The sequence below is a fragment of the Actinophytocola xinjiangensis genome (assembly GCF_001921215.1).
In the GTDB taxonomy this organism is placed as follows: domain Bacteria; phylum Actinomycetota; class Actinomycetes; order Mycobacteriales; family Pseudonocardiaceae; genus Actinophytocola; species Actinophytocola xinjiangensis.
In genome coordinates this window covers 850,246-874,913 of the sequence record NZ_MSIF01000001.1, presented here as the reverse complement: position 1 = coordinate 874,913, position 24,668 = coordinate 850,246, and the positions used below count along the sequence as shown (strand labels likewise).

Sequence of the window (24,668 nt, the reverse complement as noted above, 5' to 3'; positions counted from 1 at the left end):
CGCGCCCGTCAGAGGCCGACGATCTCGGCGTAGCGCCGCATGTCCCGCTCGTAGTTCTCGTCGCCGATCCGGGGCGAGACCACGACCTCGTCGATGCCCACGCTCGCCGCCTGCTCGATGTAGGCGCGGTCGTCCTCCCAGTCCTTGTCCGACATGCCCTTGCTGCGCCGCCCCACCTTGAGCGACAGCTCGGACATGTCGCGGCCCGCGGCCTCCATCAGGACGGTCAGCTTCTCGACGAACACCCTGATGTCCTCGTGCGTGCGGCTGTACCCGGCCCAGCCGTCGCCGTACTTCACGATCCGGTCGAGGGTGGCCCGGCTGTTGCCACCGACAATGACCGGCAGCCGCTTCTGGGCCGGCTTGGGGAAGCAGTAGAGCGGCTCGAACTCGACGAACTCACCGGAGAACGAGGTCTCCTCCTCCTCGTCCCACAGGGCACGCATCGCCGCGAGGTACTCGTTCATCCGCTCACCCCGGCGCTCGAACGGCACGTCCAGCGCGGCGTACTCCTCCTCCGACCAGCCGACCCCGACACCGAGCTGGAACCGGCCACCGGAGAGCCGGTCCACGCTGGCCACCTGGCGGGCCGTGACGATCGGGTTGCGTTGGGGCAGCACGAGGACGTAGGTGCCGATCCGCAGCGTCGTCGTCGCCGCGGCGAGCGAGCCCGCCAGCACGAGGGGGTCGTGGACACCGAGCGTCCGGTGCACCTCCTGGGCACCGCCGGACTCGTAGGGGTACTTCGACCGGTAGCTCGGGAAGAAGACCACGTGCTCGGGCAGCCACACCGAGTTGTAGCCGATCTCCTCGATCAGCTGCGCGGCGTCCAGCGACCACCGGCCGTCACGCGGCCCGGTCCCGGGGAACAGCTCACTGATGCCCAGCTTCACCGGGGGCCTCCTGTCGCGTCCGCCAACTGGTCCTTGAGCACGTGCTTCATGACCTTCATCGCGGCGTTGCGGGGCAGCGCGTCGAGGAAGAACAGGTGGACCGGCTTCTTGAAACCGGCCAGCTGCGACCGGGCGAAGTCCCGGACCTCGTCGGCGGTCACGGTCGCACCGGGACGCAGGACGACGGCCGCCGAGACCGCCTCACCCCAGCGCTCGTCCGGCAGCCCGAAGACCGCCGCCTCGGCGACGTCGTCCATCAGCAGCAGCACGCGCTCCACCTCGGCGGGGTACACGTTGGCGCCACCGGTGATGATCAGCTCCTGCGCGCGTCCGGTGAGGTAGTAGTAGCCGGCCTTGTCGCGATAGCCGAGGTCCCCGGTGTGGTAGGCACCCGCGCGCAGCACGGCCGCCGTCTTCTCCGGCTGGTTGTGGTAGCCGGAGAACATCGTGTCCGCCTCGATGACCAGCTCGCCGACCTCGCCCGAGGGCAGCGGGTTGCCGTCGGGGTCGATGACGCGCATCGACGACGTCGGCAGCGGCCGGCCGACGGACTCGAAGATGTTGTCCGCGCCGCCGAGACCACGCCAGTCGGTGCGGTTGGAGATCGTGATCGGCCCGACCACCTCGGTCATGCCGTAGGTCTCGACGAGACGGTCGTCGATCAGCGCGACCAGGTCGGCGGCGAGCTCCGGTGGCAGCGGACCACCGGAGTGCAGCACCGACTGCAGCGTGTCGAGCGCGGCCGGGTACAGGCGCAGCGCTTCCATCAGGCCCGGGATGAGGGGCGTCAGGCCGAGGGTGAACGTCGCCCGGTGCTCCACCATGTGCCGCCCCCACTCGTCGGGGGTGGCGCCCGCGATGAACGCGACCGTCCCGCCGGTGTAGAAGTGCGGGAAGATCACGCCCCACAGCCCGGACACGAACGACCAGCCGCCCGGGAAGGCGGCGTGGCCCTGGAGCGGGAAACGGTAGGCGTAGGGCACCAGCTTGACGCAGTTGACGACCGCGCGGTGGCTGACCAGGACACCCTTGGGGAAACCGGTCGTGCCGCTGGTGTAGCCCACCAGGGCGATGTCCTCCGGGGCGACCTGGGTGGGCACCGGCTCGTTCGACGCGGCCGCGAGCGCCCCGGCGTAGGACTCGGCTCCCGGCGGCGGGTCGCCGCCGATCGCGAACCAGGCCGCGAGGCCCGTGGTCGTGGTCAGCTCGGTGGTGACGCCGGCGGGCCCGTCGGTGTGGATCAGCGCCGCCGCGCCCGAGTCGGACAGGACGTGGTCGACCTCCGGCGCGGTCAGCCGGTCGTTGACGTGCACGGCGGTGTAACCGCCCAGCGCGAGGCCGACGTAGACCGCCAGCGACTCGACACGGTTGGCACCGAGCATCGCGGCCACGAACGACCCGGGGGCGACCCCACGGTCGCGCAGCGCGTGCGCGAGCCGCCAGCCGTGGTCGATCACCTCCCCGAAGGTCTGGCTCTCCGCGCCGACGGTGACCGCCACGTTGTCGTGGAACCGCCTGCCCGCGTTGGCGAAGAGGCCGCCGAGGGTGTCGCTCATGCGAACTCCTTGAGGTTGAACAACCGGATGGCGTTGCCGGCGAGGAACAGGCCCAGTTCCTCGTCGGACAGGACCGGGGGGTCACCGTCGTGGGGCGCGGCGAGGTCGCGCACCATGGTGACGAAGCGCGCCAGTTCCCGCCCGTCGGCGTCCTCCCTCGGGCCACGGCAGATGTCGGACCCGAAGACCAGCCGGTGGGCCCCGATCTGGGTGCGCATCGCCCGCACCCGGCGCCGGAACTCCGGGTAGTCGACGGCGGCCAGGCGCTGCCACAGCGACAGCTCGAGGTAGGCGTGCTGCCACCCCGTCGCGCAGTCGAGCGCCTCGCTCCACCACGCCTCGATGCCCGCGTGGGCGAAGGACACCCGCAGCGTCGGGTACGTCGCCAGCAGGGCACCGACCTCCGCTGGCCGGCAGCGCACCACCTGTAACGGGTCGCCGCCCAGCGGGCTGGTGTGGACGACGGCGGGCAGCTCGCGTTCCACCAGCGCCTCGAACAGCCAGGCGTGCGCGGGATCGCGCAGGTCCCAGCCCGCGGCCGGGTAGAGCTTGAACCCACGGCAGTGCGGGTGCGCGGCCGCCTGTTCGAACAGTGCCCGCGCGTCGGGGTGTCGCGGATCCAGACCGGCCGCGAAGTACAGCCGCCTCTCGTTGCGTGCGCAGAGCTGTTCGTACCGGGCGTTGAGCGCGCCGATCGGGAGGTGTTCACCGGCCGGGGCGCCCACGATGGTCCAGTCGACGACCGGGATCAGGCCCGCCGCGACGCCGACGCTGTCGAACGCCGCCACCGTCAGGCCAGCGTCCGGGTCGCTCTGGCCAACGGCCACGTGGGCGAGGATGTCCTCGGGGTGACGTTCCGGCAGCCGGCGCCCCGCGCCCTGCCTGGCCCACGCGCGCCGCAGCCCTTCCGGGAGCCAGGTGGCGTCCCAGACGTGCAGGTGGGCGTCGATGACGAGGTCGGACACGCTCAGCCCTTCCCCAGGACGTGCACGCTCGACGCGGCGGTCAGCCAGTCGACGACACCACCGCCGATCTGGACCACGGCCCGGCGCGGGTCGGCCAGTTGCAGCTCCCCCGCCTCACCGCGCAGCTGGCGCACGACGTCGTGCACCTGGGCGAGACCGCTGGCGCCCAGGGCGTGGCCGCGGCCGACCAGGCCGCCGGAGCGGTTGACCGGCATCGCGCCGCCCGCCTCGGTCACGCCCTCCATCGCCCAACGCTGCTCGTCGCCCGGCGCGCACAGGCCGACGTCGGTCCACGCCATCAGCTCGTAGGCCACCGAGGCGTCGTGCACCTCGGCCAGGTCCATGTCCTGCGGCCCGAGACCCGCCTGTTCGAACGCCGCGCGGGCCGACGCCTCGACCGCGTTGGGGGCGTCGGGCTGGTCGGCCGGCGGGCGGGTGGCCATCCGGGAGGCGAGGATGTCGACCGACCGCGCCGAGGGCTTGCTGGTGACCACCACGGCGGCCGCGCCGTCGCTGACCGGCGAGCTCATCAGCACGGTCAGCGGCTCCACGACGACGCGGGCGTCGAGCACGTCCTGCGGCGAGCCACCGAAACGCCGGTGCGCGAACGGGTTGTGCCGGGCGCTCTCCAGCGACCGCGAGGTGACCCTGGCCAGCCCCTCCATCGTCACGCCCCGCTCGTCGAACAGGGTGGCGGCCAGGCGCGCCTGGCGGTCGACGAACGGACTGCGCTCCTGACCGGCGCCGTCACCGGTCGCGAAGCCCTGCTCGACGTCCATGCCGGCGGCGTAGGCGCTGAAGGTGCGCTGCCGGTCCTCGTGGTTCGCCTTCTCGACGCCGAGGGCGAGCACCGTGTCGTACAGGCCGGAGGCGACGGCCAGCCACGCGAGATGCAGGGCGTTGCCGCCCGAGGCACAGGCGTTCTCGACGTTGTGGATGGGAATGCCCGCCAGGCCCAGCGGGTAGCCGACCACCTCGCCCCGGATGCACTCCTGGCCGGTGATCAGCCCGGCCAGGGCGTTGGAGAAGAACATCGCCTGGACGTCGGGCACCCCGATACCGGCGTCGGCGAGTGCCGCGTCGACCGCGACCCGGCCGAGGTCCTTCATGGACCTGTCGAGGAACTTCCCGAACGGGCTCATCCCGACGCCACTGACGACGACCTTGGTCATCTGCTGCTCCTGTTCACGAGACCACCGGGGGGATGGGCCAGGCCGCGCTCACGCCGCCGTCCACGAGCAGGCTCTGGCCGGTCACGTAGCCCGCGTCGTCGCTCACCAGGAAGGCGACCGCGCCCGCGGCCTCCTCCGGTCGGCCCTCACGTCCCATCGGGACGACGGACGCGCGGGCCGCGCCCGGTGCGTCCCCGAACTCACGGCGCACCAACGCCGAGTCGATGGTGCCGAGCACCACCGCGTTGGCCCGGATGCCGCGACCGGCGTACCGGACCGCGACGTGGCGCATCACCGCGAGCTGTGCGGCCTTCGTCGCCTCGTAGGACAACGAGCGGCGGCTGCTGTAGACGCCCGCGGTGGACCCGACGAACACGAACGCCCCCGAACCCCGCTCCAGCATGGGTTCGAGCGCGGCCTGCGCGGTCAGCCAGTGCGAGCGGACGTTGACATCGGACGCGATGTCCCAGTCCTCGATGCTCTGGACCTTCAGCGGCTCCCGCCCCGACAGCCCGACGTTGCACACGACGATGTCGAGCCGACCACCGTGGGCCAGCGCGGCCGCGACGGCGGCCCGGCACGAACCGGGGTCGGCGGCGTCGACCTCGACCGCGAGCCCGGGGACGGCGAGGTGCTCGACGGTCGCCTCGGCACGGGCGAGCACCTTGTCGCCGACGACGACCGTCGCGCCCTCGGCGGCCAGCCGCAGCGCGATCGCCCGGCCGTTGCCCATCGGCAGGGTCTCCCCCGGTCGCGCCGGGCCGTCGCTGCCGCCGCCCAGGACGTAGGCCACCCGGCCCTCGAAACGGGACATCAGTAGCTCCGGGGCAGGCCAAGCACCTGCTGGGCGATGAAGTTGAGCGACATCTCCTGGCTGATCGGCGCCAGCCGCATGATCCGCGCCTCCCGCCAGTAGCGCTCGACGTGGTACTCCTGCGCGTAGCCGAGCCCGCCGTGGGTCTGCACCGCGCGGTCGGCGGCGTCGTAGCCGGCCTCGGCCGCGAGGTACTTCGCCATGTTGGCCTCGGCGCCGCAGGACAGCCCCGCGTCGTACCGGCCGGCGGCGACCATGGTCAGCTCCCAGGCGGCCTCCAGCCGGGCGTAGGAGTCGGCCAGGGGGTGGGACAGCGCCTGGTTGCTGCCGATCGGGCGGTCGAACACGCGCCGCACCTTGGCGTAGTCGGTGGCGCGGCGCAGCGCGGCCTGTCCGATGCCCGTCGCCTCGGCGGCGATCAGGATCCGCTCGGGGTTGAGCCCCGACAGGATGTGCTTGAAGCCCTTGCCCTCCTCGCCGACCAGTCGCCAGCCCTCGACCGGGAGGTCGTCGTAGAAGGTCTCGCAGGTGGCGACCGCGTTGCGGCCGGCCTTCGGGATGGGCCGGATGTCGACGTGGTCGGGGTCCAGGTCGATCAGGAACAGGCTGAGCCCGTCGAAGCGACCGGCCTCGGTGTCGGGCGCCGGCGCGGTGCGGGCGAGCATCAGCGCCATCGACGACTCGAGCGCCTTGCTCGTCCAGATCTTCTGGCCGCTGATCCGCCAGCCGTCACCGTCGCGCACGGCACGCGTGGTGATCCGGGAGGTGTCCGTGCCCGCGTCCGGCTCGGTCACGGCGAACGCCACGTGCAGCTCGCCCGCCGCGGCCGGCGGGAGGAAGGTCTCCTTGAGACGGTCGTTGCCGTACTTGATGACCGGCTGGAGCCCGAACACGTTCATGTGCAGGGCCGTGCACCCGTTCATGGCCGCCCCGGACGCCGCGATCTCGCGCAGCAGGATCGCCGCCTCCGTGACGCCACGGCCACCGCCGCCGTACTCCTCGGGGATGGCGAGGCCGACCCAGCCGCCTTCGGCCAGCGCGGTGAAGAACTCCCAGGGGAACCGGTGGTCGCGGTCGCACGCCGACCAGTAGTCGTCGTCGAACTCGGCGACGCGCTCACGGATCGTCGTGGCGATCAGCTCGTGCTCGGGGTCGCGCAGCTCACGCATCGGCGACCGCCGAGGGGTCCCCGTCCGCGAGCAGTCCCACCAGGACACCCATCTCCTGCTGGAAGGTCGTCATCACCTCGGCCCGGCCGGGGTCGTTCAGGGCGTCCCAGCCGTCCCGCAGGGCCTCGGCGGTGATCTCGCGGGAGAAGAAGCCGGGCGTCTGGGCGATCACGACCCTGGCCACCCGACCGCCGCCCACGTTGTAGACCTCGCCGGTCGTCGCGCACTCCCGCGCGGCCAGCCACAGGACGACCGGCGCCACCAGGCTCGGGTCGAGCCGGTCGGCCAGGTCGCCGAGCAGGTTCTCCGTCATCCGGGTACGCGCCCCCGGCTCGATCGCGTTGACCTGGATGCCGTTGCGGGCGCCCTCGATCGCGAGGGTCTTGGTCACTCCCCAGATGCCCGCCTTGGCCGCGGCGTAGCCGGTCTGGCCGAAGTTGCCGAACAGTCCGGCCGCCGAGGTCGTGTTGATGATCCGGCCGTAGCCCTGGCCGGTCATGACCGGCCAGGCGGCCCTGCTCGTCCAGATGGTGCCGCCGAGGTGGACGTCGAGCACCGACCCGATCTCCTCGGGGGTCAGCTTCGCCATCGAGCGGTCGCGCAGGATGCCCGCGTTGTTGACCAGGATGTCGAGCCGGCCGTAGGTCTCGGTGGCCGTGGCAACGATCCTGCTCGCGCTCTCGGGGGTGCTGACGTCGTTGGTGTCGACGGTCGCGGTCCCGCCGGCGGCCCGGATCTGGGCGACGACCTGCTCGGCGGGTGACGCCTCGCCGCCCGCGCCGTCGAGCGCGCCGCCGAGGTCGTTGACGACCACCGCGGCACCGCGCGCGCCGAGCAGCAGCGCGTGCTCACGGCCGAGCCCGCGCCCGGCGCCGGTGACGACGGCGACCTGTCCGTCGAGCCTGATCTCACTCATGGTGTGTGGAGCTCCTCACTGGTTCAGCCGAAGAGGGCGGACATGACTTCCGCACGGCCGCGCACGGCGTCCGCGGTGCCGTCGGTGACGATCCGGCCGCGTTGCATCACGTAGACGCGTTGGCTCACGGCCAGGGCGAGTTCGGCGTTCTGCTCGACGAGCAGGATCGTCGCGCCGGCGGTGTGCAGGGTCTCGATGGTCTGGAACAGGACGTCGACGATCGAGGGCGCGAGGCCCATCGACGGCTCGTCGAGCAGCAGCACCTTCGGGCGGGTCATCAGCGCGCGCCCGAAGGCGAGCATCTGCTGTTCGCCGCCGCTCATCGACGCCGCGAGCTGCCCACGCCGGTCGGCCAGGCGGGGGAACAGGTCGAAGACCTCCGTCAGCTGCTCGGCCTGCTGGGCCTTGGTGGCCCGGCCGCTGTAGGCGGACAGTTCGAGGTTCTCCAGCACGGTCAGCGGCGGCGCCACCCGGCGTCCTTCGGCCACCAGCGCCACCCCGGAGCGGACCACCTTGTGGCAGGCCCACCCGGTGATGTCCCGACCGTCGACGGTCACCGTGCCGCCGGAGGGCTTGTGCAGGCCCGCGATCGTGTTGAGGGTCGTCGTCTTGCCGGCGCCGTTCGAGCCGATGAGGGCGACCAGGGTTCCCCGCACGACCTCGATGTCGACCTCACGAACCGCCTGGACCGCGCCGTGCGCGGCGCAGAGTCGCGATACGCGCAGCATCGGATCGCTTGCCAAAGTAGGCCTCCTTGACCTTGTCCTGCTCCAGGCACCACGTCGGCGCGCCCTCGGCGAGAAGGGCACCGGAGTTCATGACCGAGACGGTCTCGCAGAAGTCCTCGACGAGCCGCATGTTGTGCTCGATGAGGATCAGCGTCAGACCGGACTCGCGCAGCTCGACCAGCAGCTGCCCGACCTCCTGGGACTCGGCGTCGTTCATGCCCGCCGTCGGCTCGTCCAGGAGCAGGACCCTAGGGTTGGTCGCCAGCGCCCTGGCGATCTCGACGCGGCGCTGGTCGCCGTAGGACAGCGTCTCGGCCAGCGCCGAGTGCGGCGCGCGGCAGCCGACCCGGTCGAGCAGGTCGGCCGCTCGGGCCCGCATCTCCCGGCGTTCCCGGCGTTCGGCCGGGCTCATCAGGAGCGCGCCGGCGATCGTGGAGCGCCGCTGCCCGTAGGCACCGGCGACGACGGTCTCCAGGACCGTCATCCCGGGGAACAGGCGGATGTTCTGGTAGGTGCGCCCGACGCCGCGTCGCGCGATCTGGAACGGCCGCATCCCGGTGACGTCCTGCCCGAGCACGTCGAGCCGGCCGGAGTCGGCCTGGATGAAGCCGCTCACCATGTTGAGCACCGTGGTCTTGCCGGCGCCGTTCGGGCCGAGGATGCCGTGGATCCTGCGCGGGGGCACCTGGATCGTGACGTCGTCGACCGCGGTGAGGCCGCCGAACGCCTTGGTGAGGCCGACGATGTCGACCGCCAGTTCACTCACGGGGCCACCTCCGCACGGGCGGCCGTCGGTTCGCCCTGGTCCGGTCCGCCGGGCGCCGGGCCGTCGCGGCGCCACCAGCCCGAGCGCACCAGCCGCAGACGGCGCACGTCGACCAGGCCGCGCGGCATGTAGATGATGATCACGACGAGGAGGACCCCGGTGACGACGCGGTCGTACTCCCCCATTGGCTCACGCAGCAGCTCCGGCAGGATCGTGAAGACGACCGCGCCGACGATCGGCCCGAGCCAGTGGAACGCGCCGCCGAGCACGACCGCCGCCAGCGTGACGAAGCCCAGGTGGGTGTAGAAGGTGTCCGGCCCGATGTAGCGCAGGAAGCTCGACTGCAGGATGCCGGCGGCACCGCCGAGGACTCCGGAGATGACCATGCCGACGAACTGGATGCGGCGCGGCGAGATCGCGAGGGTCTCGGCGACGGCGGGGTCCTCGCGGACCGCGTCCGCCGCGAGGCCGAAGCGCGAGCCGGCGAGCCGGGCCATCAGGTAGGCGGCGACCAGCAGGGTCCCGATCAGCCAGGCCCAGGTGCCGAGGTCACCGGGGACCAGGGTGCCCGACGCGCCGCCGGTCTGCTCGGGCAGGTTGAGGATCAGGACCCGCCCGATCAGCACCATCGCGATGGTGGCCATGGCGAGGTAGTGGCTGTCGAGCCGGATCAGCAGGCCAGCGGTCACCGCGCCGAGGGCGGCTCCCAGGGCGGCGCCGAGCAGCAGGCCGAGCAGTGGTGTCATGCCGAGCGTGCCGGCGAAGTACCCGAAGGTGAACGCGCTGACCGCCCCGAAGAAGACCGGCGCGAGGCTCAGGACACCGGTCCACAGCGAGGCGTAGACCGCCAGCGCGAACAGCGCGTTGACCCCGGCGAACTGCAGGGTGATCATCCAGGCTGTCGTACTCAAGAGTCGTTCTCCCTCCTCACGCTCGGACGAGTTGTCGTTCGCCGAAGATGCCCTGGGGCCGGAAGACGAGCACCACCAGCAGCACGCCGAAGGTGATCGCGTCCCGGAAGCCGGATGAGATGTACTGCGCGCTCATCACCTCGAGCACGCCGATGGCGACGCCGAGCAGGGCGGCGCCCCGGATGTCGCCGTAGCCGCCGACGACGACCGCGGCGAAGCCCTTGAGCAGCAGGGCCTCGCCGATGCCGAAGGACACGTTGTTGTCGGACAGGGCGGCGAGGATGCCGGCCAGCCCGGCGATCGCGGCGGCGAGGAAGGCGACGGTGACCAGCACCCGGCGGGCGTTGACGCCGACGATGGTCGCCGAGCGCGGGTCGACCGACACGGCCCGCACGGCCGCGCCGAACCGGCTGCGGGTGAGCAGCAGGTGGATCGCCGTCACGGTCGCGACGAGGGCGAGGACGCTGATCACCTGGGCGGGCAGCAGCAGCAGCCCGCCGACCCGGATCGGCTCGGTGGGCACCGACTCGGTCGGGTAGCTCGTGGCCGTCGGGCCGCTGAAGGCCTCGGCGAGGGTGAGCAGCACGATCCAGATGCCGATGCTGGCGATGATCGGGGCGAAGGTGCCGGCGTTGCGCCTGCGCAGTGGTTCGAAGGCGACCAGGTCGGCCGCGACGCCCAGCGCGCCGGCGAAGGCGACGCCGATGACGAGGGCGGCCCAGAAGCTCAGCCCCTGCTCGGACACCAGCCAGTACGACGACAGCGCGCCCCAGGTCGCGAACGTGCCGTGGGCGACGTTCAGGATGCCCATCTTGGCCAGGATCAGCGAGAACCCGACCGCGAACAGCCCGTAGACCGCCCCGAGCGCGATGCCGTTGAGCAGCTGTTGGATCAGCAGTTGCACGGAACGGTCCTCCTTTGGACGTACGACACCCGGGGTTCAGCCTTCACTGAATCAAGCGCTCGCTTGAAGCACGGTTAGCCATGTCACAATGCGCCTGTCGCCGACATAAATCAAGCACTTGCTTAAGATAAGTGCTCGGACTACGTTCGCGGAACCCCGGGAGACGACAAGGAGGTGGCCCGTGCGGCTGCCCGACCACCGCACCCCGAGCGAGGCGGTGCGACGCATCCCTGCCGGCGCCGCGATCGTGGCCTCCCCCGGGTGCGGAACACCCGAGACCCTGCTCACCCACCTCGCGGGCGCCGCCGACCTGCTCGGCCACCCGACGCTCTACTCCGGACTGCAACTGGGCGACTACCCGTTCCTCGACGCCGCCGCCCAGGGACTGCTCCGGTACCGCACCTGGCACCCCTACGGTCCGGCGCGCGCGGCCCTGGCCCCCGGCCGGGTGGACTACGTCCCGGCCCGCGCCAGCGCCGTCCCCGCCCTGCTCGACCAGTGGGACACCTCGGTGGCCCTCGTCCGCGTCTGTCCGCCGGACCGCAACGGCTGGTGCAGCCTCGGGCCCTCGGCCAGCTACGTGTGCCACGCCGTCGCCAGGGCCGCGCTGGTCATCGCCGAGGTCGATCCGCACACCCCACGCACGACCGGTGACTCCCTGCTCCACGTCACCCAGCTCGACGTGCTGGTGGACGCCGACACCCCGCCCTGCGAGTTCCCCGCCGCCGTCCGCGACGAGGTGAGCGACCGCGTGGCGGCCCACGTCCTTGGCCTGTTGCCGCCCGAGCCCACCCTGCAACTGGGCATCGGCGCGGTCCCCGAGGCGATCACCGCCTTCCTCGCCGAGAGCGACACGGGGCCGGTGCGGGTCGTCGGCATGGCCAACGACGCGATGGTCGACCTCTTCGCGCACGGCCAGCTGCGCTGGACCGACACCGGCGACTCCCCCGCCATCCGCGCCGCCGAGCTGATGGGCACCCGCACCCTCATGGAGTTCGCCGACGGGAACCCGGCGATCGTGCTGCGCGACAGTCGCGCCGCGCACGCTCCCCGCGCGCTGGCACGGATCCCCCGGCTGGTGACGGTGAACTCGGCGATCGAGGTCGACCTCGCCGGGCAGGTCGGTTCCGAGCTGGTCGGCCGCCGCCAGGTGTCCGGGATCGGCGGCGGCGCCGACTTCGTCGAGGCCGGCTTCGGCTCCGACGGCGGCCTGTCGGTCATCGCCCTGCCGTCGACCACGCCCAACGGCCGGCACAGCCGGATCGTCCGGCGGCTGGGCGCCGACATCGTCTCGCTGGCCCGCCACACCCCCGACGCCGTCGTCACCGAGTACGGCGTCGCGTGGCTGCGCGGGCGCACCGAGGCCGAACGCGCCGAGGCCATCGCCGCCGTCGCCCACCCGGACCACCGCACCGCCCTGCTCACCCCGAGCGAACCAGAGGAGACAGCATGACCGTCCACACGCGACGCGGCCGCTACTACGAGGAGATGATCCCGGGCGACGTGTTCAAGCACGAGCCTGGACGCACCATCACCGAGGCCGACAACGTCCTGTTCTGCGGCATGACCATCAACACCCAGACCCTGCACCTCGACGCGGTGCGCTCGGCCGAGTCGGAGTTCGGTCAGCGGCTCGTCAACAGCCTGCTCACCCTGGGCATCGTGTGCAGCATCGGTGTCCCCGACCTCACCCAGAAGACGACCATCGCCAACCTCGGCTTCGACAAGATCGCCTTCCCGGCGCCCGTGTTCATCGGCGACACCCTCTACTGCGAGACCGAGATCAGGGACCGCCGCCCGTCCGCGTCCCGTCCCGGCCAGGGCATCGTCACCCTCGAACACCGTGGCCTCAACCAGAACGGCGTACTGGTGTGCTCGGCGGTCCGCGCCGCCCTCGTGAGGTTCCTCCCCGACGGCGAGACCCCGCTCCCCTGATCCTCAGAGCGTCGCCGCGCTGCCGAGGACGAGGGTGCCCGAGCTCATGAACATCCCGCCGACCCCGGTACAGACGCTGACCTCGACGCCGTCGACCTGCGCGGGGGCGACGCCGCGGACCTGGCGCACGGACTCCTGGATGGCGAACATGCCGTACATGCCGGTGTGGGTGTAGGACAGCCCACCGCCGTTGGTGTTCAGCGGGAGCCGTCCACCGGGAGCGGTGTTGCCCTCGGCGATGAACGCGGGCGCCTCGCCCCGGCCGACGAAACCGAGGTCCTCCAGGCCGTAGACCGGGACGTGCGCGAAGGCGTCGTAGATCATCAGGTGGTCGACGTCGGTGTGCGCGATCCCGGACTGGGCGAACGCGCGCTCGCCGCCCACACGGATGGCACGCGAGGACGTCAGGCTCTCCAGGCCGGAGACGACCGAGGACTCGCTGGACTCGCCCGCCCCGAGCACGTACACGGGTGGGTTCGGCAGGTCCAGAGACCGGGCCCGCTCGGCGGAGGTGAGCACCAGCGCGCCGCCGCCGTCGGTGACCAGGCAGCAGTGCAGCAGGTGCACCGGATCGGCGATGACGGGCGAGGCGAACACGTCCTCGACGGTGATCGGGTCGCGCAGCTTGGCGCGCGGGTTCATCGCGGCCCACCGCCGTTGCACGACGGGGACCATCGCCAGCTGCTCACGGGTCATGCCGTACTCGGCCATGTAGCGGCGCACGCCCATCGGGAACAGCGACGGCGCGCCGACCGGTCCGTGCGGCACCTCCAGCTGTGCCATCAACGACTGCGGCGCGGGCGCCCAGGGCACCATGCCGACCCGCGAACGCCCGGACTCGCCGTGCGTCACGAGCACGGTGTCGCACAGGCCGGCGCTGATCGCGGCCATGGCGTGCCGCACGTGCAGCATGTACGAACTGCCGCCGACGTTCGTGCCGTCGAGGTACTCCGGGACGATGCCGAGGTAGTCGGCGACGTCGACCGGCATCTCCCCCGCCGAGGCGACCCCGTCGACGTCGGCCGGGGTGAGGCCGCAGTCGGCGAGCGCGTTGAGCGCGGCGTCGACGTGCAGCTGTAGCGCGGACATGCCAGGGACCTTGCCCAGCTCGGTGCTCTCCGCCGCACCGACGATCGCGACGGCTCCCCGCAGACTCATGAGTTCCCCTCCGCGAGGTCGAAGCAGACGACGCGGCGCTCGCCGCGTTCCTCGAAGGCCACCCGCACCGGGGCGTCGACCTCCAGCAGGTCCGGCCGGTCGGTGCGGACCACACCGGTCAGGTGCGGGCCCTCCGCCAGCGCGACGACACCGAGCGCGTATGGCGCGTCGAAACCGGCCGGGGCACGGTGGTTGACGACGAACGAGAGCAGCACGCCGTGGCCGGCGGCCGCGACCAGCTCCACCGAGCGCGCGCCGCACCGGGGACAGCTGATGCGCGGGTACAGGAACATCGACGCGCAGGCCGTGCACCGCGGCACCGTCAGCTCACCGGCGTCGATGCGGTCGAACCACTCCTGGGTGTCCGGGGTGGGCAGTGGAACGGGTTTCACGGGGTCCCTTCCCTGACGAGATCGGGCAACAGGTGCTTGCGGAGCTTGCCGTTGGCCCCGCGCGGCAGTTCGGCGACGACCTGGTACCGGCGCGGCACCTTGTAGCGGGCAAGGCGGTCGTGCAGGAAGGACGCGAGAAGCTGCGCGGTGTCCTCGGCGCCCAGCGCGGAGCCGGGCACGACCTGGATCACCGCGCAGGCGACCTCGCCCCATTCCGGGTCGGGCAGGCCGACCACGCCCGCGTCCTGGATGTCGGGGTGCTCCAGCAGGGCCGCCTCGACCTCGGCGGGGTAGATGTTGACCCCGCCGCTCACGATCACCTCGGCCGTGCGGCCGAGCAGGTACAGGTAGCCGTCCTCGTCGAGATGACCGATGTCCCCGACGGTGACGAAGTCGCCGACCCGGGCGGCCCGGGTCTTGGCGTCGTCCCCCCGGTAGGAGAACGCGTGCGCGCCCATCCGCAGGAAGACCCGCCCGGAACACCCGGCCGGCACCGGTTCGCCGTCAGCGTCGAGCACGCGGACCTCGGCGCCGGGCTGCGGGCGGCCGACACTGCCGGGGCGTTCGAGCCACTCGGCGCTGGTGATCGCGGTGCCGGCGGCCTCGGTCGCGCCGTAGTACTCCCACACCACGGGCCCGAACCACGCGATGACCGCACGTTTCACCGACTCGGGGCACGGGCCGGCGCCGTGCACGAGGCTGCGCATGCTGGACACGTCCGACGCCGCCCGGACGTCCTCGGGCAGGCGGAGCAACCGGTGCAGCTGGGTCGGCACCAGGTGGGTCGTGGTGACGCGGTGCTCGGCGATGCGGCGCAGCACCGTCTCGGCGTCGAAGCGGTCCATCAGCACGACGGCGTGCCCGTAGTGCAGGGACGTGACCGCCAGCCCGCTGACCGCGGTGTGGCTCAGCGGTGAGGTCACCAGGTGCACGCCGTCGTCGAGCGGCGTGATGCCGAACATGCCGAGCTGCCAGGCGGCGCCGGCGGCGAACACGTCGTCCGGGTCGCCTTCCGGCAGCCGGCGCAGCACGCCCTTGGGGTGGCCCGTCGTGCCGGAGGTGTAGCCGAGGTAGGAACCCGGCGTGCGGTCCTCGACCGGTCCGGTCGGCAGGTCGGCGATCTCGGCGGTGAGGTCACGGAACCCTGGTGCCTGGCCGAAGGTGAACCGCCGGTCCGGCGCGTCGGTGGCCGTGCGCACGGTGTCGGCGTACGCCAGTGAGCACAGGACGGCCACCGGTGCGGCGTCCTCGACGATGTAGCCGACCTCGGCCGTGGTCAACGCCGTGTTGACCGGGACGTAGTAGGCGCCGACCTGTTGGCAGGCGAGGACGAGCGCGATCGCCCACGACTCGTTGGCGACCACACCCACGACCCGGTCACCGCGTTCGAGGCCCAACCCGCGCAGCAGGCGGGCCGTCGCGTTGGCACGCGCGACGAGTTCGTGTCGGGTCAGGCGGGTGCCGTCCGGCTCGACCACGGCCAGCGCGTCGGGCGCAGTGGCCGCGAGACGCCAGAACCCCAGCTCGCTCATCCGCGCCGCTCCTCGGTGACGCGCGCCAGCAGCTCACGCGCGAGGTCGCGGCGCAGTGCCGTCGTCGTGCCGTACGTCGCGGCCAGGCCCATCACCCGCTTGAGCCACACGTGCAGGTGGTACTCCCAGGTGAAGCCGATCCCGCCGTGCAGTTGCAGGGCGTCGACGTTCGCCCTGGCGGCCGCGTCACCGGCGTAGGCCTTGGCGGCGGCCGCCCGCGACGCCCCGTCCGGGTCGTCGACGGCGTCGAACGCGGACAGGGCCGCGGCGGTGGCCATGTCGACCATGACCGCGAGGTCGGCGGCCTTGTGCTTGACCGCCTGGAAGGAGCCGACCGGCCGGCCGAACTGTTCGCGGACGCCGACATACTCGACGGTGAGTTCGAGCAGCCGCTGGGCGGCGCCGGCGAGCAGGCAGGCGGCACCGGCGACGGCGAGCGACCGCGTCCTGGTGACCACCGCGCGGTCGCTGCCCAGCAGCGTGCCCTCACCGGTGACGGTGACCCGTGCGAGGGGGCGCAGCGGGTCCAGCGACGGGACCGGGACGACCTCGGTCTCCTCGCGGGTGAAGGCCCGGACCGAGCCGTCGGCGGCGAGGTCCAGGAGCAGGTCGGCGTCGGCGGCGTACGGGAGGAACGGCGTCAGCTCACCGAGGCGGACGACGGCGAGCGCGTCGCCCCCGACGATCCGCGGCAGCCACGTGTCGGCCACCGGCCCTGGCAGCGCGCCCAGGACGGACGTGGCGAGCACCGCCGTCTCCAGGAACGGCTCGGGCACGGCGTGCCGGCCGAGGCTGTGCAGCACGCCCGACAGGTGCGCCGGGGACAGTCCCGCGCCGCCGTGGTCCTCGGCGACGAGCGCGGACACCAGACCGGTCTCGGCCAGCCGTCCCCACAGCGCGGCGGTGTGGGCCGTGTCGTCGTCGAGCCGGGCCCGCAGGTGGTCCAGGCCGCAGTGGGCGCGCAGGACGTCGTCGGTGAGCGCCACGAGCTGGCGGCGGTCCTGGTCGAAGGTGGTCATCGTCGCGGCTCCATCGGCAGGCCCAGCACACGCTCGCTGATGATGTTGCGCTGGATCTCGTTGGTGCCGCCGAAGATCATGGCGGCTCTGGCGTACCAGTAGCGGTGATGCCACCGCGACCACGCGCGCAGCGTGGCGGCGTCGGCGCCCGGCAGCGAGCCGGGATCGCCGACGACGGCACCGTCCTGCGCGAGCAGCCGCAGGCCGGTGTCGAAGATGTCGTGCTGCATCTGGGTCCAGAAGACCTTGTTGATGCTGGCGGTGCTGTCCAGCTCGCCGCCGGCCTCGGCCAGTGCGGCCAGCCGGTAGACGTTGGCCCGGTAGACCTCGGTCTGCACCAGGACCCGGCCCAGCTCGTCGAGCGCGTGCGTGTCCTCGTCGAGGCCACGGGCGCCGGCGAGGGCGGCCAGGTCCGCGACGTCGCGGGAGAACTTCGCGTGGTCGCCGAACACGGCACCGCGTTCGAAGCCGAGGGTCGACATCGCCACGGCCCAGCCACGGCCGACCTCGCCGACGACGTTGCCGACCGGGACCCGGACGTCGGTGAAGAAGACCTCCGCGAAGCCGCGGGTGCCGTCGACCATCGTCAGCGGCCGGACCTCCACACCGGGCGAGCGCAGGTCGATGCACAGGAAGCTGATGCCGTCGTGCTTGCGCCGGCGGCCGGCCTCGGGGTCGGTGCGCACCAGGGCGAAGATCCAGTCGGCGAAGCCGCCCATCGAGATCCAGATCTTCTGGCCGTTGACGACGAAGTGGTCGCCGTCGCGCTCGGCGGAGGTCCGCAGCGAGGCGAGGTCGGACCCGGAGCCGGGCTCGCTGAAGCCCTGGCACCAGATCGTGCGGCAGGCCAGCAGGTCGGGGATCCAGCGGGCGCACTGCTCGGGCGTGCCGTACCGCATCAGCACCGGCCCCAGCAGGTAGAGGCCGCCCATGTTGATCCGTTCCGGTGCACCGGCGCGGTAGTACTCCTCGGCGAAGGCGATCGACCGGCGCAGGCCGGCGTCGCGGCCGCCGTACTCGGTCGGCCAGTCCACGGCGGCGTACCCGCCCTCGAACAGCCGGCCCTCCCAGGCGCGGTGCAGGTCGAAACCCTCCCGCTCGGTCCACGGCGGCAGCGGCTCGGCGGGGACGTGCTCGGCGAGCCAGGCCCGGACCTCGGCGCGGAACTCCGCCACACCGGCGGCGGTGTCGGGCGCGCTCATGCCGCGAGTCCCAGGGCGTCGGAGACCGTGCGCATGGTGTCGGCGTAGTCGTGCGCGCCCATCCGCAGGGAGATGTTGACGCCGTCGGCCCCGAGGTCGAGGTACCGCTCGACGACCGGCGCCAGCGCGGCGACCTCGCCGGTGAAGCGGAGCCCGACGATCACGTGCTGGGCGGACCGGTCGCGCCCGGCCTCCTCGAGGTGGGCGCGGTAGGTCGCGTGGTGCTCGGCGAACTGGGACGGGGTGAGGTTCCAGGGGTACCACCCGGTTCCGGCCGTGGCGGCCCGGCGCAGCGCGGCGGGCGAGTGCCCGCCGACGAGCACCCTGGGCAGCGGCGCCGGATCCCGGGGGTAGATGCCGTCGGGGTCGTCCCACAGTCTGGTCAGCTCGGCGATGCCCTGCCCGCAGCGGCGGCCACGGGTCCGGAACTCGGTCTGGCAGGCCGCGAACTCCTCGGCCGACCAGCCGACGCCGACGCCGAGGTCGACCCGGCCGTCGGTGAGCGCGGCCACGGTCATCAGGTCCCTGGTGAGCAGGGTCGGGTTGCGCAGCGGCAGCAGCAGCACCGAGCTGCCGACCCGCAGCCGGGTGGTGGCGGCGCAGACCTCCACGGCGGCCTGGAGCACGTCGAGCAGCCCTTGGTCCTCGGCGGCCTCCACCCTGGCCGTGCCGTCGACCGTCCGGTTGTGCCGCTCGACCTGCTCGGGATCGGTCGCGGACGGCGCCTCGGGGTAGGGGTAGGCCGAGGTGTACTCGTCGAAGAACACGATGTGCTCCGGCAACCAGATGCCGGTGAAGCCCAGTTCCTCGGCGGTCCTGCCGAACCGCGCCATGAAGTCGGGGTTGCGTTCGGTGCTGCCGTCGAACAGGTCGACCAGACCGATCTCCACACGGGCTCCTTTCTCAGGCGAACGCCGCGATGGCGGCGATCTCGTCGTCGGTGGGGAGGTGGTCGAGGTCGGCGACCAGCTCGTCGACCCGGACCGGCAGGGAGGCGATCGCCTCCCGGGCGGCGGGCAGGTCGGCGACGGGGACGCACCAGGTTCGGCGTACGTCCTCGGCGGCCTCGCCGAGCACCCTGGTGAGGACGGCGTCGGCGGCGACCAGGTCGGCGCGGCCGGCCTGCCAGGCCAGCCAGCCGGCCGGCGCCGCGTGGGCGGCGACGTACCGGTCGAGGACGTCGGCCGTCGTCGCGCGCAGGTGGGTGGCTGGCACCCGGTCACCCACCGGTTTCGGGAGGGCGATCGCCCCGGTGAACGAGACGTGCTCGCCGTGGTGGGAGGCGCGCCGCTGGGTCCACAGCGCGCGCATGGCGCCGAGATTGTCGATGCAGCGACCGACGTGGTCGCCGATCTCCCGGAACGGGTCGGCCAGGACGGGGGGCGGGCAGGCGAGGTCGAGCCCCAGTTCCAGCCGCCCGCCGCCGAACCAGTCGATGCTGGCGATCTGTTTGGCGCGGACCGCCGCGCCGCGCAGGGAGAGCAGGTCGCCGGACAGGCCGAGCCGGATCCGGCTGGTCGCCCTGGCGACGCGTTGCAGGCCCAGGGTCGGATCGTGGGCCCGGTCGGCGGCGGCCTCGCGGTCGCCGCCGGCCCACCAGGAGGCCAGGCCCGCTCGTTCGGCGGTCGCGGCGGCCCGGGCGATCGCGGTGCCGAGTGCCTCTGTCCCGGTGGTTCGGAAGCTGCAGGCGATCCCGAGGTCCATCGACGTCCTCTCCCTCACGCGGCGTTCGTCAGCCCTTCCACTCCACGAGCGTGCCGTCGGCACTCCACTCCAGGTAGGCACCCGTTCCGCTCAGGCTGGCCTGGCCGTCCTGGTAGGCGAGCTCGCCGTAGACGGTGTCCTGCGAGCTGATGTTCTTGAGCGCCTCCGCGACCTTCGCCGGGTCCTTGTCGCCCGCTTCCTTGATCGCCTCGGCGATCAGCCACATGGCGGTGTAGCCCTGCGCCCCGTACATGTCGGGGTCCTTGCCGTAGTCGGCCTGGTAGCTCTCGACGAACTTCGTGGCCAGCTCGTTGTCGGTGAAGCCGGCCTGGAAGGGCACCGCGAACAGGGTGCCGGCGAGGCCGCCGCCGGAGGACTGGAACAGCTCGGCGCTGTCGACGCCGTAGCTGGTGAGGATGCGCTTGTCGTAGTCGCGTTCGCGCAGCGACTTGGACAGCAGCGCGGCGGGGGTGCCGAGCATGCTGGCGACCACCGTGTCGGGGTTGAGTGACTGGACCTCGGTCGCGGCCTGGGTGTAGTTGGTGTCGGCGGAGGAGGTGTTGATCGTGCGGACCACGTCGACGCCGTTGCGTTCGAGCGCGGCCTTCCAGACCTTGGCGTCGCCGACCATGCCGTCGTTGTCCGAGGTGACCACCAGGACGGCGGTCCTGATGCCCTCGGCGGGCACGACCTTGTCGACGAACTGGTCGTAGATGCCGTCCGGCTCGGCGGGCAGGATCACCGGCCGGTAGACGTAGGGCGGCTCGGCGAGGCCGTCGAGGATCGCGGAGGTGACGATCGCGGGGACCTTGCTCTGCGTGATCATCGGGGCGAGTGCGCCGGCCTCCGAGGACAGCCCGCAGCACAGGACCCCGGAGGCGCCGTCCGCGACGTACTGCTGGTAGAGCGCGATGGCCTGGGCCGGGTCGCCCTTGATGTCGTCGATCTTGAGGTTGATGGTCCTGCCGTCACCGAGGTAGTCGCTGTCGTTGATCTCCTTGACGGCGAGCTTGGCGCCGTCGGTGATCGGTACGCCGGCGAAGGCGGCCGGACCTGAGAGGAGGGCCGGGAAGCCGACGAGGTACTCGGTGTCGCCGCCCGCGCCGGCGGAGCTGCATCCCGAAAGTGCGACGAGCGCCGCCGCGCTGATTGTCGCGGCGACCGTGCGGAACCGGCGACGGCGCCGGCTGGTGGTGAGTCGAGACACGAGCGTCCCCTTCTGACCGGGCGGATCAAGCAAGCGCTTGAACCATATGAAGCAAGTGCTTGATATTAGGCACGGTGATGCCAGTCACGCAATGGCCCGGGGGCGCATTTCCGCATTTCCGGACGGGTCGGTGACAGACCGGGATCAGGAACCGGCGGCCGGGCGGCCCAGCGCGAACCGGCCACGGTCGAGCACCACGTCACCGGTCGCGGCCAGCACCTGGAACAGCCCCCCGTCGCCGTCACGCCACACGACCAGACGGAGGCGGTCACCGGGCAGGACGGGCCGGGTGAACCGGCCCGCCATCGACCGCAACCCGCTCGCGTCCCCGTCGGCCAGGTGGTTGACCAACAGGCGTGCGACGTAGCCGTAGGTGCACATGCCGTGCAGGATCGGGCGCTCGAAACCACCACGGGTCGCGAAGACCGGATCGGCGTGCAACGGGTTGCGGTCCCCGGTCAGCCGGTACAGCAGCGCCTGGTCCGGCCGGCTGGCGAAGTCCGCGACCAGGTCCGGCTCCCGCTCCGGCGCGGCCCAGACCGGGCTGGGCCCCCGCTCACCGCCGAAACCGCCCGCCCCACCGAAGAACGCGCCGAGGCGGCTGCGCATCAGCCGGCGACCCGTCGCCGCGTCGACCATCTCCGACTCGGTCCACATGACCGCGTGCGGGTCCTTGTCCCAGATCTCGGTCACGGTCGTCACGACGCGCGCCGTCCCGGCCGGCGGGAGCGGTCCGTCCATCTCGAACTCCTGCTCGGCGTGCACCGCCCGCGTCGGGTCGAAGTCGCCGACGTCCGGCAGGCCGTTGGCCAGGCCAAGGACCACCGCGAAGGTCGGGATCACCTGCTGGGCAACGCCTTCGCTGTTCTCGGTCGTGAAGCCGAGTTCGGCGAGCGGATCGTCCTGGCCCGCGCCGACGGCCAGGGCGTAGAGCAGCGAGTCCTTGTCGGTCCAGGTCACGGTGTGCGGTCCGGTGACCAGGCCGACACGGGTCGGGTCCAGTGGCATCGACAGTTCCTCAGCTCGAATCGGACAGGCGGGTGCGCGGCCCTGCCTTGAGCACCCGGGACGGCAGCTCGTGGCCCACGAGACGCTGCGCCAGCTCGGCGACGTCGAGGAGACGGTCCAGGTCCACCCCGGTCTCCACGCCCAGTTCCCCCAGCAGGTACACCGCCTCCTCGGTCGCGATGTTCCCGCTCGCGCCGGGCGCGTACGGACAGCCACCGAGCCCGCCGACGCTGGCATCGAACCGCCACACGCCCAGCTCCAGGCCCGCGACGAGGTTCGCCATGCCGGTGCCCCGGGTGTCGTGCAGGTGCAGCGCCAGCGGCGCGTCGGCGTCGAGGTCGCGGAACCGGCCGACGAGCCGGCGGACCCGGGGCGGCGAGCCCATGCCCGTGGTGTCGCCGAAGCAGATGCTGTCCGCGCCGTCGCGACGGGCCCTCGCGGCGTAGGACGCGACGACGTCCTCGGCGATCTCGCCCTCGTAGGGGCAGCCGAACGCCGTCGCGACGATCACCTGGCAGGACGCCCCGGCCGCGTGGGCCAGCTCGATGACCTCGGCGATGCCGTCGAGCGACTCCTGCGGGGTGCGGTTGATGTTGCGCAGGTTGTGGGTGGTCGACGCCGAGACGACGACCTCGATGTCACCGAAGCCGGCGTCCAGCGCCCGGCGGGCGCCGACCAGGTTGGGCACGAGCGCGGAGTACCGCACGTCGTCGCGGCGCTCCACCGCCGACCACACCTCGGCGGCGTCGGCCATCTGCGGGATCGCCTTCGGGTGCACGTAGGAGACGGTCTCGATCTCGGTCAGGCCGGTCGTGCCGAGCGCGTCGACCAGCGCCACCTTCCCGGCCGTGGACACGGGCGGCTCGTTCTGCAGGCCGTCACGCGGTCCGACCTCACGCAGCACGACCCGGGAGGGAACCTCGCTCATCGCACACCCCGTTCCTCGGCGACCAGCGCGCGATGGGCGGTCGGCGTCCCGTAGAGGGCGCGTGCGGTCGTCACGCGCCGGAAGTGGTGGGAGATCTCGTGTTCCCAGGTGAACCCGATGCCGCCGTGGACCTGGACGGCCTCGCGCAGCACGACCATCGCGGCGTCCCCCGCCCTGGCCTTGGCCGCCGACGCGGCGAAGCGCCAGTCGTCGGTCCCCTCGGCGGCGGCGGAGACCGCGGCCAGCACGGCGCTGGTCGCGGTCTCCAGCTCGGCGTACATGTCGACGAGCTTGTGCTTGACGCTCTGGAAGGACGCGACCGGGCGGCCGAACTGGACGCGGTCCACGGCGTAGTCGCGGGCGAGGTGGAACGCCCGGTCGGCGGCGGCGAGGGCGTCGACCGCGGTGAGCAGCGCGCCGGTCAGCCAGGCGTCGCGCACGGCGTCGGTCACTCCCCCGGCGACCAGCACCGCCGGGGCGGCGTCCAGGTCGAGCAGGGCGAGGCCGCGACCGGGGTCGACCGCCTCCATGGCCGTGACCCGCACCCCCGGCGCTGTGGCGTCGACCAGCACCAGGTCGGCACCGGAGGTGGTGACCAGGAACGTGTCGGCGTGGGTCCCGCTGTCGACGAACGTCCTGCGCCCGCTGACCGTGCGCCCGTCCCACCGGGCGGTCGCGTCCAGGGCGACACCCGCCCCGTCCTCGTGCAGGGCGGGCACGACGATCCGCCCCTGTTCGGCGAGCGCGCGGCGCAGGCCGGTGGCGTCGGCGGGATCGACCAGGCGCAGCAGGGTCACGGCCACACCCGAGGCCGCGACCAGCGGGCCGGACCAGCCGCACCGCGAGGTCTCGGCCACCGCGGCGGCGAGCTCGGTGAGCGTGGCACCCTGGCCACCGTGTTCGTCCTCGACGAGCAGGCCGGCGGCGCCGACCTCCTCGACCAGGCCGGCCCACAGCTCGGGCCGCGCCGCCCCGGCGAGGCGGCTGACCTCGACCGGGCTGCGCTGGTCCAGGAACCGTGCGAACACCGGCGACAGCTCGGCGCTGAGCATCAGACCCGCCACGCCTTCCTCCCGTCCGTGAATCACGTCGTCGTGGATCAGTCGTTGTGAATCAAGCGCTTGCTATCCGGTGCCGACAAAGAAGGCGCCACCGAGCGGCGCCTCCGTCAGGTCGGCGTCAGGCCGTGCGGATCCCGTTGAGCAGGATCGCGGTCTGCACCTCGATGACCCGGTCGATGCCGACCTGGCCACGCGGGTTGAACCAGCGGATGACCGCCTGGATCGCCCCCATGATGGTTCGGTAGATCATCCTGGCGTCGATGTCGCCGCGGATCACGCCCGCGTCGATGCCCTGCTGGATCGTCTCCAGCCACACCTTCTCGACCTGGTGCTGCCGATCGGTGATGCCCTTCATCGGACGCACGTAGTGCCAGTCGTTCTGCAGGATCGTGACGTGCTGGCGGTTCTCGACCAGGCCGCGCAGGGCACACGCGACGAGTTGCTCCAGCGCGTCGACAGGTCCCTGCGCCTTGGCGACCGCCGCGTCGTAGCCGCGGATGATGGTGTCGAGGTAGCCGACGAGCACCTCCTCGACCATCGCCTCCTTGGAGTCGAAGTAGTAGTAGAGGCTGCCCGAGAGCATGTCGGCCTCGTCGGCGATGTCACGCACGGTGGCCGCGGAGAAACCCTTCTCCGAGAACACTTTCGCCGCGGCGCGCATGATCAGCTCCTTGCGAGCCACGCCCGTGGGAGAGCCGGTCGAGCGGCGACGGGTAGTACTCACGCTG

Annotated in this window: 25 protein-coding genes; 2 read left to right on the top strand and 23 right to left on the bottom strand. The window is 72.2% G+C overall.

All coding sequences use genetic code 11. The features are described 5' to 3' along the window. Window positions 1–8: 8 nt before the first annotated feature. Genes BLA60_RS03900 through BLA60_RS03850 form a run of 11 tightly spaced genes read right to left on the bottom strand, consistent with a single transcriptional unit; the run spans window position 9 to window position 10,794 of the window. A complete protein-coding gene (locus BLA60_RS03900) occupies window positions 9–893 on the bottom strand; it encodes an LLM class F420-dependent oxidoreductase (protein WP_075131235.1) in 885 nt (294 codons plus the stop codon). Beyond that, window positions 890–2,449, bottom strand: coding sequence for a class I adenylate-forming enzyme family protein (locus BLA60_RS03895; protein WP_075131234.1), 1,560 nt, complete (start codon window positions 2,447–2,449; stop codon window positions 890–892). The genes BLA60_RS03900 and BLA60_RS03895 overlap by 4 nt, the downstream gene beginning before the upstream one ends. After that, window positions 2,446–3,414 carry an amidohydrolase family protein gene (locus BLA60_RS03890; protein WP_075131233.1) on the bottom strand — a complete coding sequence of 323 codons (969 nt, stop codon included), beginning with the start codon at window positions 3,412–3,414 and terminating at the stop codon, window positions 2,446–2,448. The genes BLA60_RS03895 and BLA60_RS03890 overlap by 4 nt, the downstream gene beginning before the upstream one ends. 2 nt (window positions 3,415–3,416) lie before the next feature. Next, the gene (locus BLA60_RS03885) at window positions 3,417–4,586 is read right to left on the bottom strand and encodes a thiolase family protein (RefSeq protein WP_075131232.1); all 1,170 of its coding nucleotides are present in this window, start codon (window positions 4,584–4,586) and stop codon (window positions 3,417–3,419) included. A gap of 13 nt (window positions 4,587–4,599) precedes the next feature. Further along, the gene (locus BLA60_RS03880) at window positions 4,600–5,400 is read right to left on the bottom strand and encodes an SDR family NAD(P)-dependent oxidoreductase (RefSeq protein WP_075131231.1); all 801 of its coding nucleotides are present in this window, start codon (window positions 5,398–5,400) and stop codon (window positions 4,600–4,602) included. Continuing rightward, window positions 5,400–6,569, bottom strand: coding sequence for an acyl-CoA dehydrogenase family protein (locus tag BLA60_RS03875; protein ID WP_075131230.1), 1,170 nt, complete (start codon window positions 6,567–6,569; stop codon window positions 5,400–5,402). Before BLA60_RS03875 ends, BLA60_RS03880 begins: the two co-directional genes overlap by 1 nt. After that, a complete protein-coding gene (locus BLA60_RS03870; protein ID WP_075131229.1) occupies window positions 6,562–7,485 on the bottom strand; it encodes an SDR family NAD(P)-dependent oxidoreductase in 924 nt (307 codons plus the stop codon). The genes BLA60_RS03875 and BLA60_RS03870 overlap by 8 nt, the downstream gene beginning before the upstream one ends. Before the next feature lie 23 nt (window positions 7,486–7,508). Next, window positions 7,509–8,213, bottom strand: a complete 705-nt coding sequence (locus BLA60_RS03865; RefSeq protein ID WP_075131228.1) for an ABC transporter ATP-binding protein — start codon at window positions 8,211–8,213, stop codon at window positions 7,509–7,511. After that, a complete protein-coding gene (locus tag BLA60_RS03860) occupies window positions 8,158–8,979 on the bottom strand; it encodes an ABC transporter ATP-binding protein (RefSeq protein ID WP_075131227.1) in 822 nt (273 codons plus the stop codon). The genes BLA60_RS03865 and BLA60_RS03860 overlap by 56 nt, the downstream gene beginning before the upstream one ends. Next, on the bottom strand, window positions 8,976–9,872 hold the full coding sequence (locus tag BLA60_RS03855; protein WP_075131226.1) for a branched-chain amino acid ABC transporter permease: 897 nt from the start codon (window positions 9,870–9,872) through the stop codon (window positions 8,976–8,978). The genes BLA60_RS03860 and BLA60_RS03855 overlap by 4 nt, the downstream gene beginning before the upstream one ends. Before the next feature lie 34 nt (window positions 9,873–9,906). Further along, entirely contained in the window at window positions 9,907–10,794 is an 888-nt protein-coding gene (locus BLA60_RS03850; protein WP_075131225.1) for a branched-chain amino acid ABC transporter permease, read from the bottom strand. A 181-nt stretch (window positions 10,795–10,975) separates the two neighbouring features. Here BLA60_RS03850 and BLA60_RS03845 point away from each other — a divergent pair, with 181 nt between their 5' ends. Together BLA60_RS03845 and BLA60_RS03840 are read left to right on the top strand one after the other, a co-directional pair. Continuing rightward, window positions 10,976–12,247, top strand: coding sequence for an acetyl-CoA hydrolase/transferase family protein (locus BLA60_RS03845; RefSeq protein ID WP_075131224.1), 1,272 nt, complete (start codon window positions 10,976–10,978; stop codon window positions 12,245–12,247). After that, window positions 12,244–12,729, top strand: coding sequence for a MaoC family dehydratase (locus BLA60_RS03840; protein WP_075131223.1), 486 nt, complete (start codon window positions 12,244–12,246; stop codon window positions 12,727–12,729). Before BLA60_RS03845 ends, BLA60_RS03840 begins: the two co-directional genes overlap by 4 nt. Before the next feature lie 3 nt (window positions 12,730–12,732). Here the strand turns inward: BLA60_RS03840 and BLA60_RS03835 are convergent, their stop codons facing one another. From BLA60_RS03835 to BLA60_RS03780, 12 genes are all read right to left on the bottom strand, one after another. Next, window positions 12,733–13,887, bottom strand: a complete 1,155-nt coding sequence (locus BLA60_RS03835) for a thiolase C-terminal domain-containing protein (protein WP_075131222.1) — start codon at window positions 13,885–13,887, stop codon at window positions 12,733–12,735. Continuing rightward, a complete protein-coding gene (locus tag BLA60_RS03830) occupies window positions 13,884–14,279 on the bottom strand; it encodes a Zn-ribbon domain-containing OB-fold protein (RefSeq protein WP_075131221.1) in 396 nt (131 codons plus the stop codon). Before BLA60_RS03830 ends, BLA60_RS03835 begins: the two co-directional genes overlap by 4 nt. Beyond that, window positions 14,276–15,811 (bottom strand): AMP-binding protein, encoded by a 1,536-nt coding sequence (locus tag BLA60_RS03825; RefSeq protein WP_075131220.1) that lies wholly within the window; start codon window positions 15,809–15,811, stop codon window positions 14,276–14,278. Before BLA60_RS03825 ends, BLA60_RS03830 begins: the two co-directional genes overlap by 4 nt. Beyond that, window positions 15,808–16,830, bottom strand: a complete 1,023-nt coding sequence (locus tag BLA60_RS03820) for an acyl-CoA dehydrogenase family protein (protein WP_075131219.1) — start codon at window positions 16,828–16,830, stop codon at window positions 15,808–15,810. The genes BLA60_RS03825 and BLA60_RS03820 overlap by 4 nt, the downstream gene beginning before the upstream one ends. After that, window positions 16,827–18,032, bottom strand: a complete 1,206-nt coding sequence (locus BLA60_RS03815; RefSeq protein ID WP_075131218.1) for an acyl-CoA dehydrogenase family protein — start codon at window positions 18,030–18,032, stop codon at window positions 16,827–16,829. The genes BLA60_RS03820 and BLA60_RS03815 overlap by 4 nt, the downstream gene beginning before the upstream one ends. Further along, window positions 18,029–18,922 carry an LLM class flavin-dependent oxidoreductase gene (locus BLA60_RS03810; protein WP_075131217.1) on the bottom strand — a complete coding sequence of 298 codons (894 nt, stop codon included), beginning with the start codon at window positions 18,920–18,922 and terminating at the stop codon, window positions 18,029–18,031. The genes BLA60_RS03815 and BLA60_RS03810 overlap by 4 nt, the downstream gene beginning before the upstream one ends. Before the next feature lie 13 nt (window positions 18,923–18,935). After that, the gene (locus tag BLA60_RS03805; protein ID WP_075131216.1) at window positions 18,936–19,736 is read right to left on the bottom strand and encodes an LLM class flavin-dependent oxidoreductase; all 801 of its coding nucleotides are present in this window, start codon (window positions 19,734–19,736) and stop codon (window positions 18,936–18,938) included. Window positions 19,737–19,764: 28 nt separating this feature from the next. After that, the gene (locus BLA60_RS03800; RefSeq protein WP_075131215.1) at window positions 19,765–20,943 is read right to left on the bottom strand and encodes an ABC transporter substrate-binding protein; all 1,179 of its coding nucleotides are present in this window, start codon (window positions 20,941–20,943) and stop codon (window positions 19,765–19,767) included. Between the two features lie 144 nt (window positions 20,944–21,087). After that, window positions 21,088–21,951, bottom strand: a complete 864-nt coding sequence (locus BLA60_RS03795; protein WP_075131214.1) for a MaoC family dehydratase — start codon at window positions 21,949–21,951, stop codon at window positions 21,088–21,090. 10 nt (window positions 21,952–21,961) lie between these two features. Next, on the bottom strand, window positions 21,962–22,879 hold the full coding sequence (locus BLA60_RS03790; protein ID WP_075131213.1) for a hydroxymethylglutaryl-CoA lyase: 918 nt from the start codon (window positions 22,877–22,879) through the stop codon (window positions 21,962–21,964). Beyond that, window positions 22,876–23,943, bottom strand: coding sequence for an acyl-CoA dehydrogenase family protein (locus tag BLA60_RS03785; protein ID WP_075131212.1), 1,068 nt, complete (start codon window positions 23,941–23,943; stop codon window positions 22,876–22,878). Before BLA60_RS03785 ends, BLA60_RS03790 begins: the two co-directional genes overlap by 4 nt. Before the next feature lie 115 nt (window positions 23,944–24,058). After that, the gene (locus BLA60_RS03780) at window positions 24,059–24,601 is read right to left on the bottom strand and encodes a TetR/AcrR family transcriptional regulator (protein WP_075131211.1); all 543 of its coding nucleotides are present in this window, start codon (window positions 24,599–24,601) and stop codon (window positions 24,059–24,061) included. Between the last annotated feature and the right edge of the window lie 67 nt (window positions 24,602–24,668).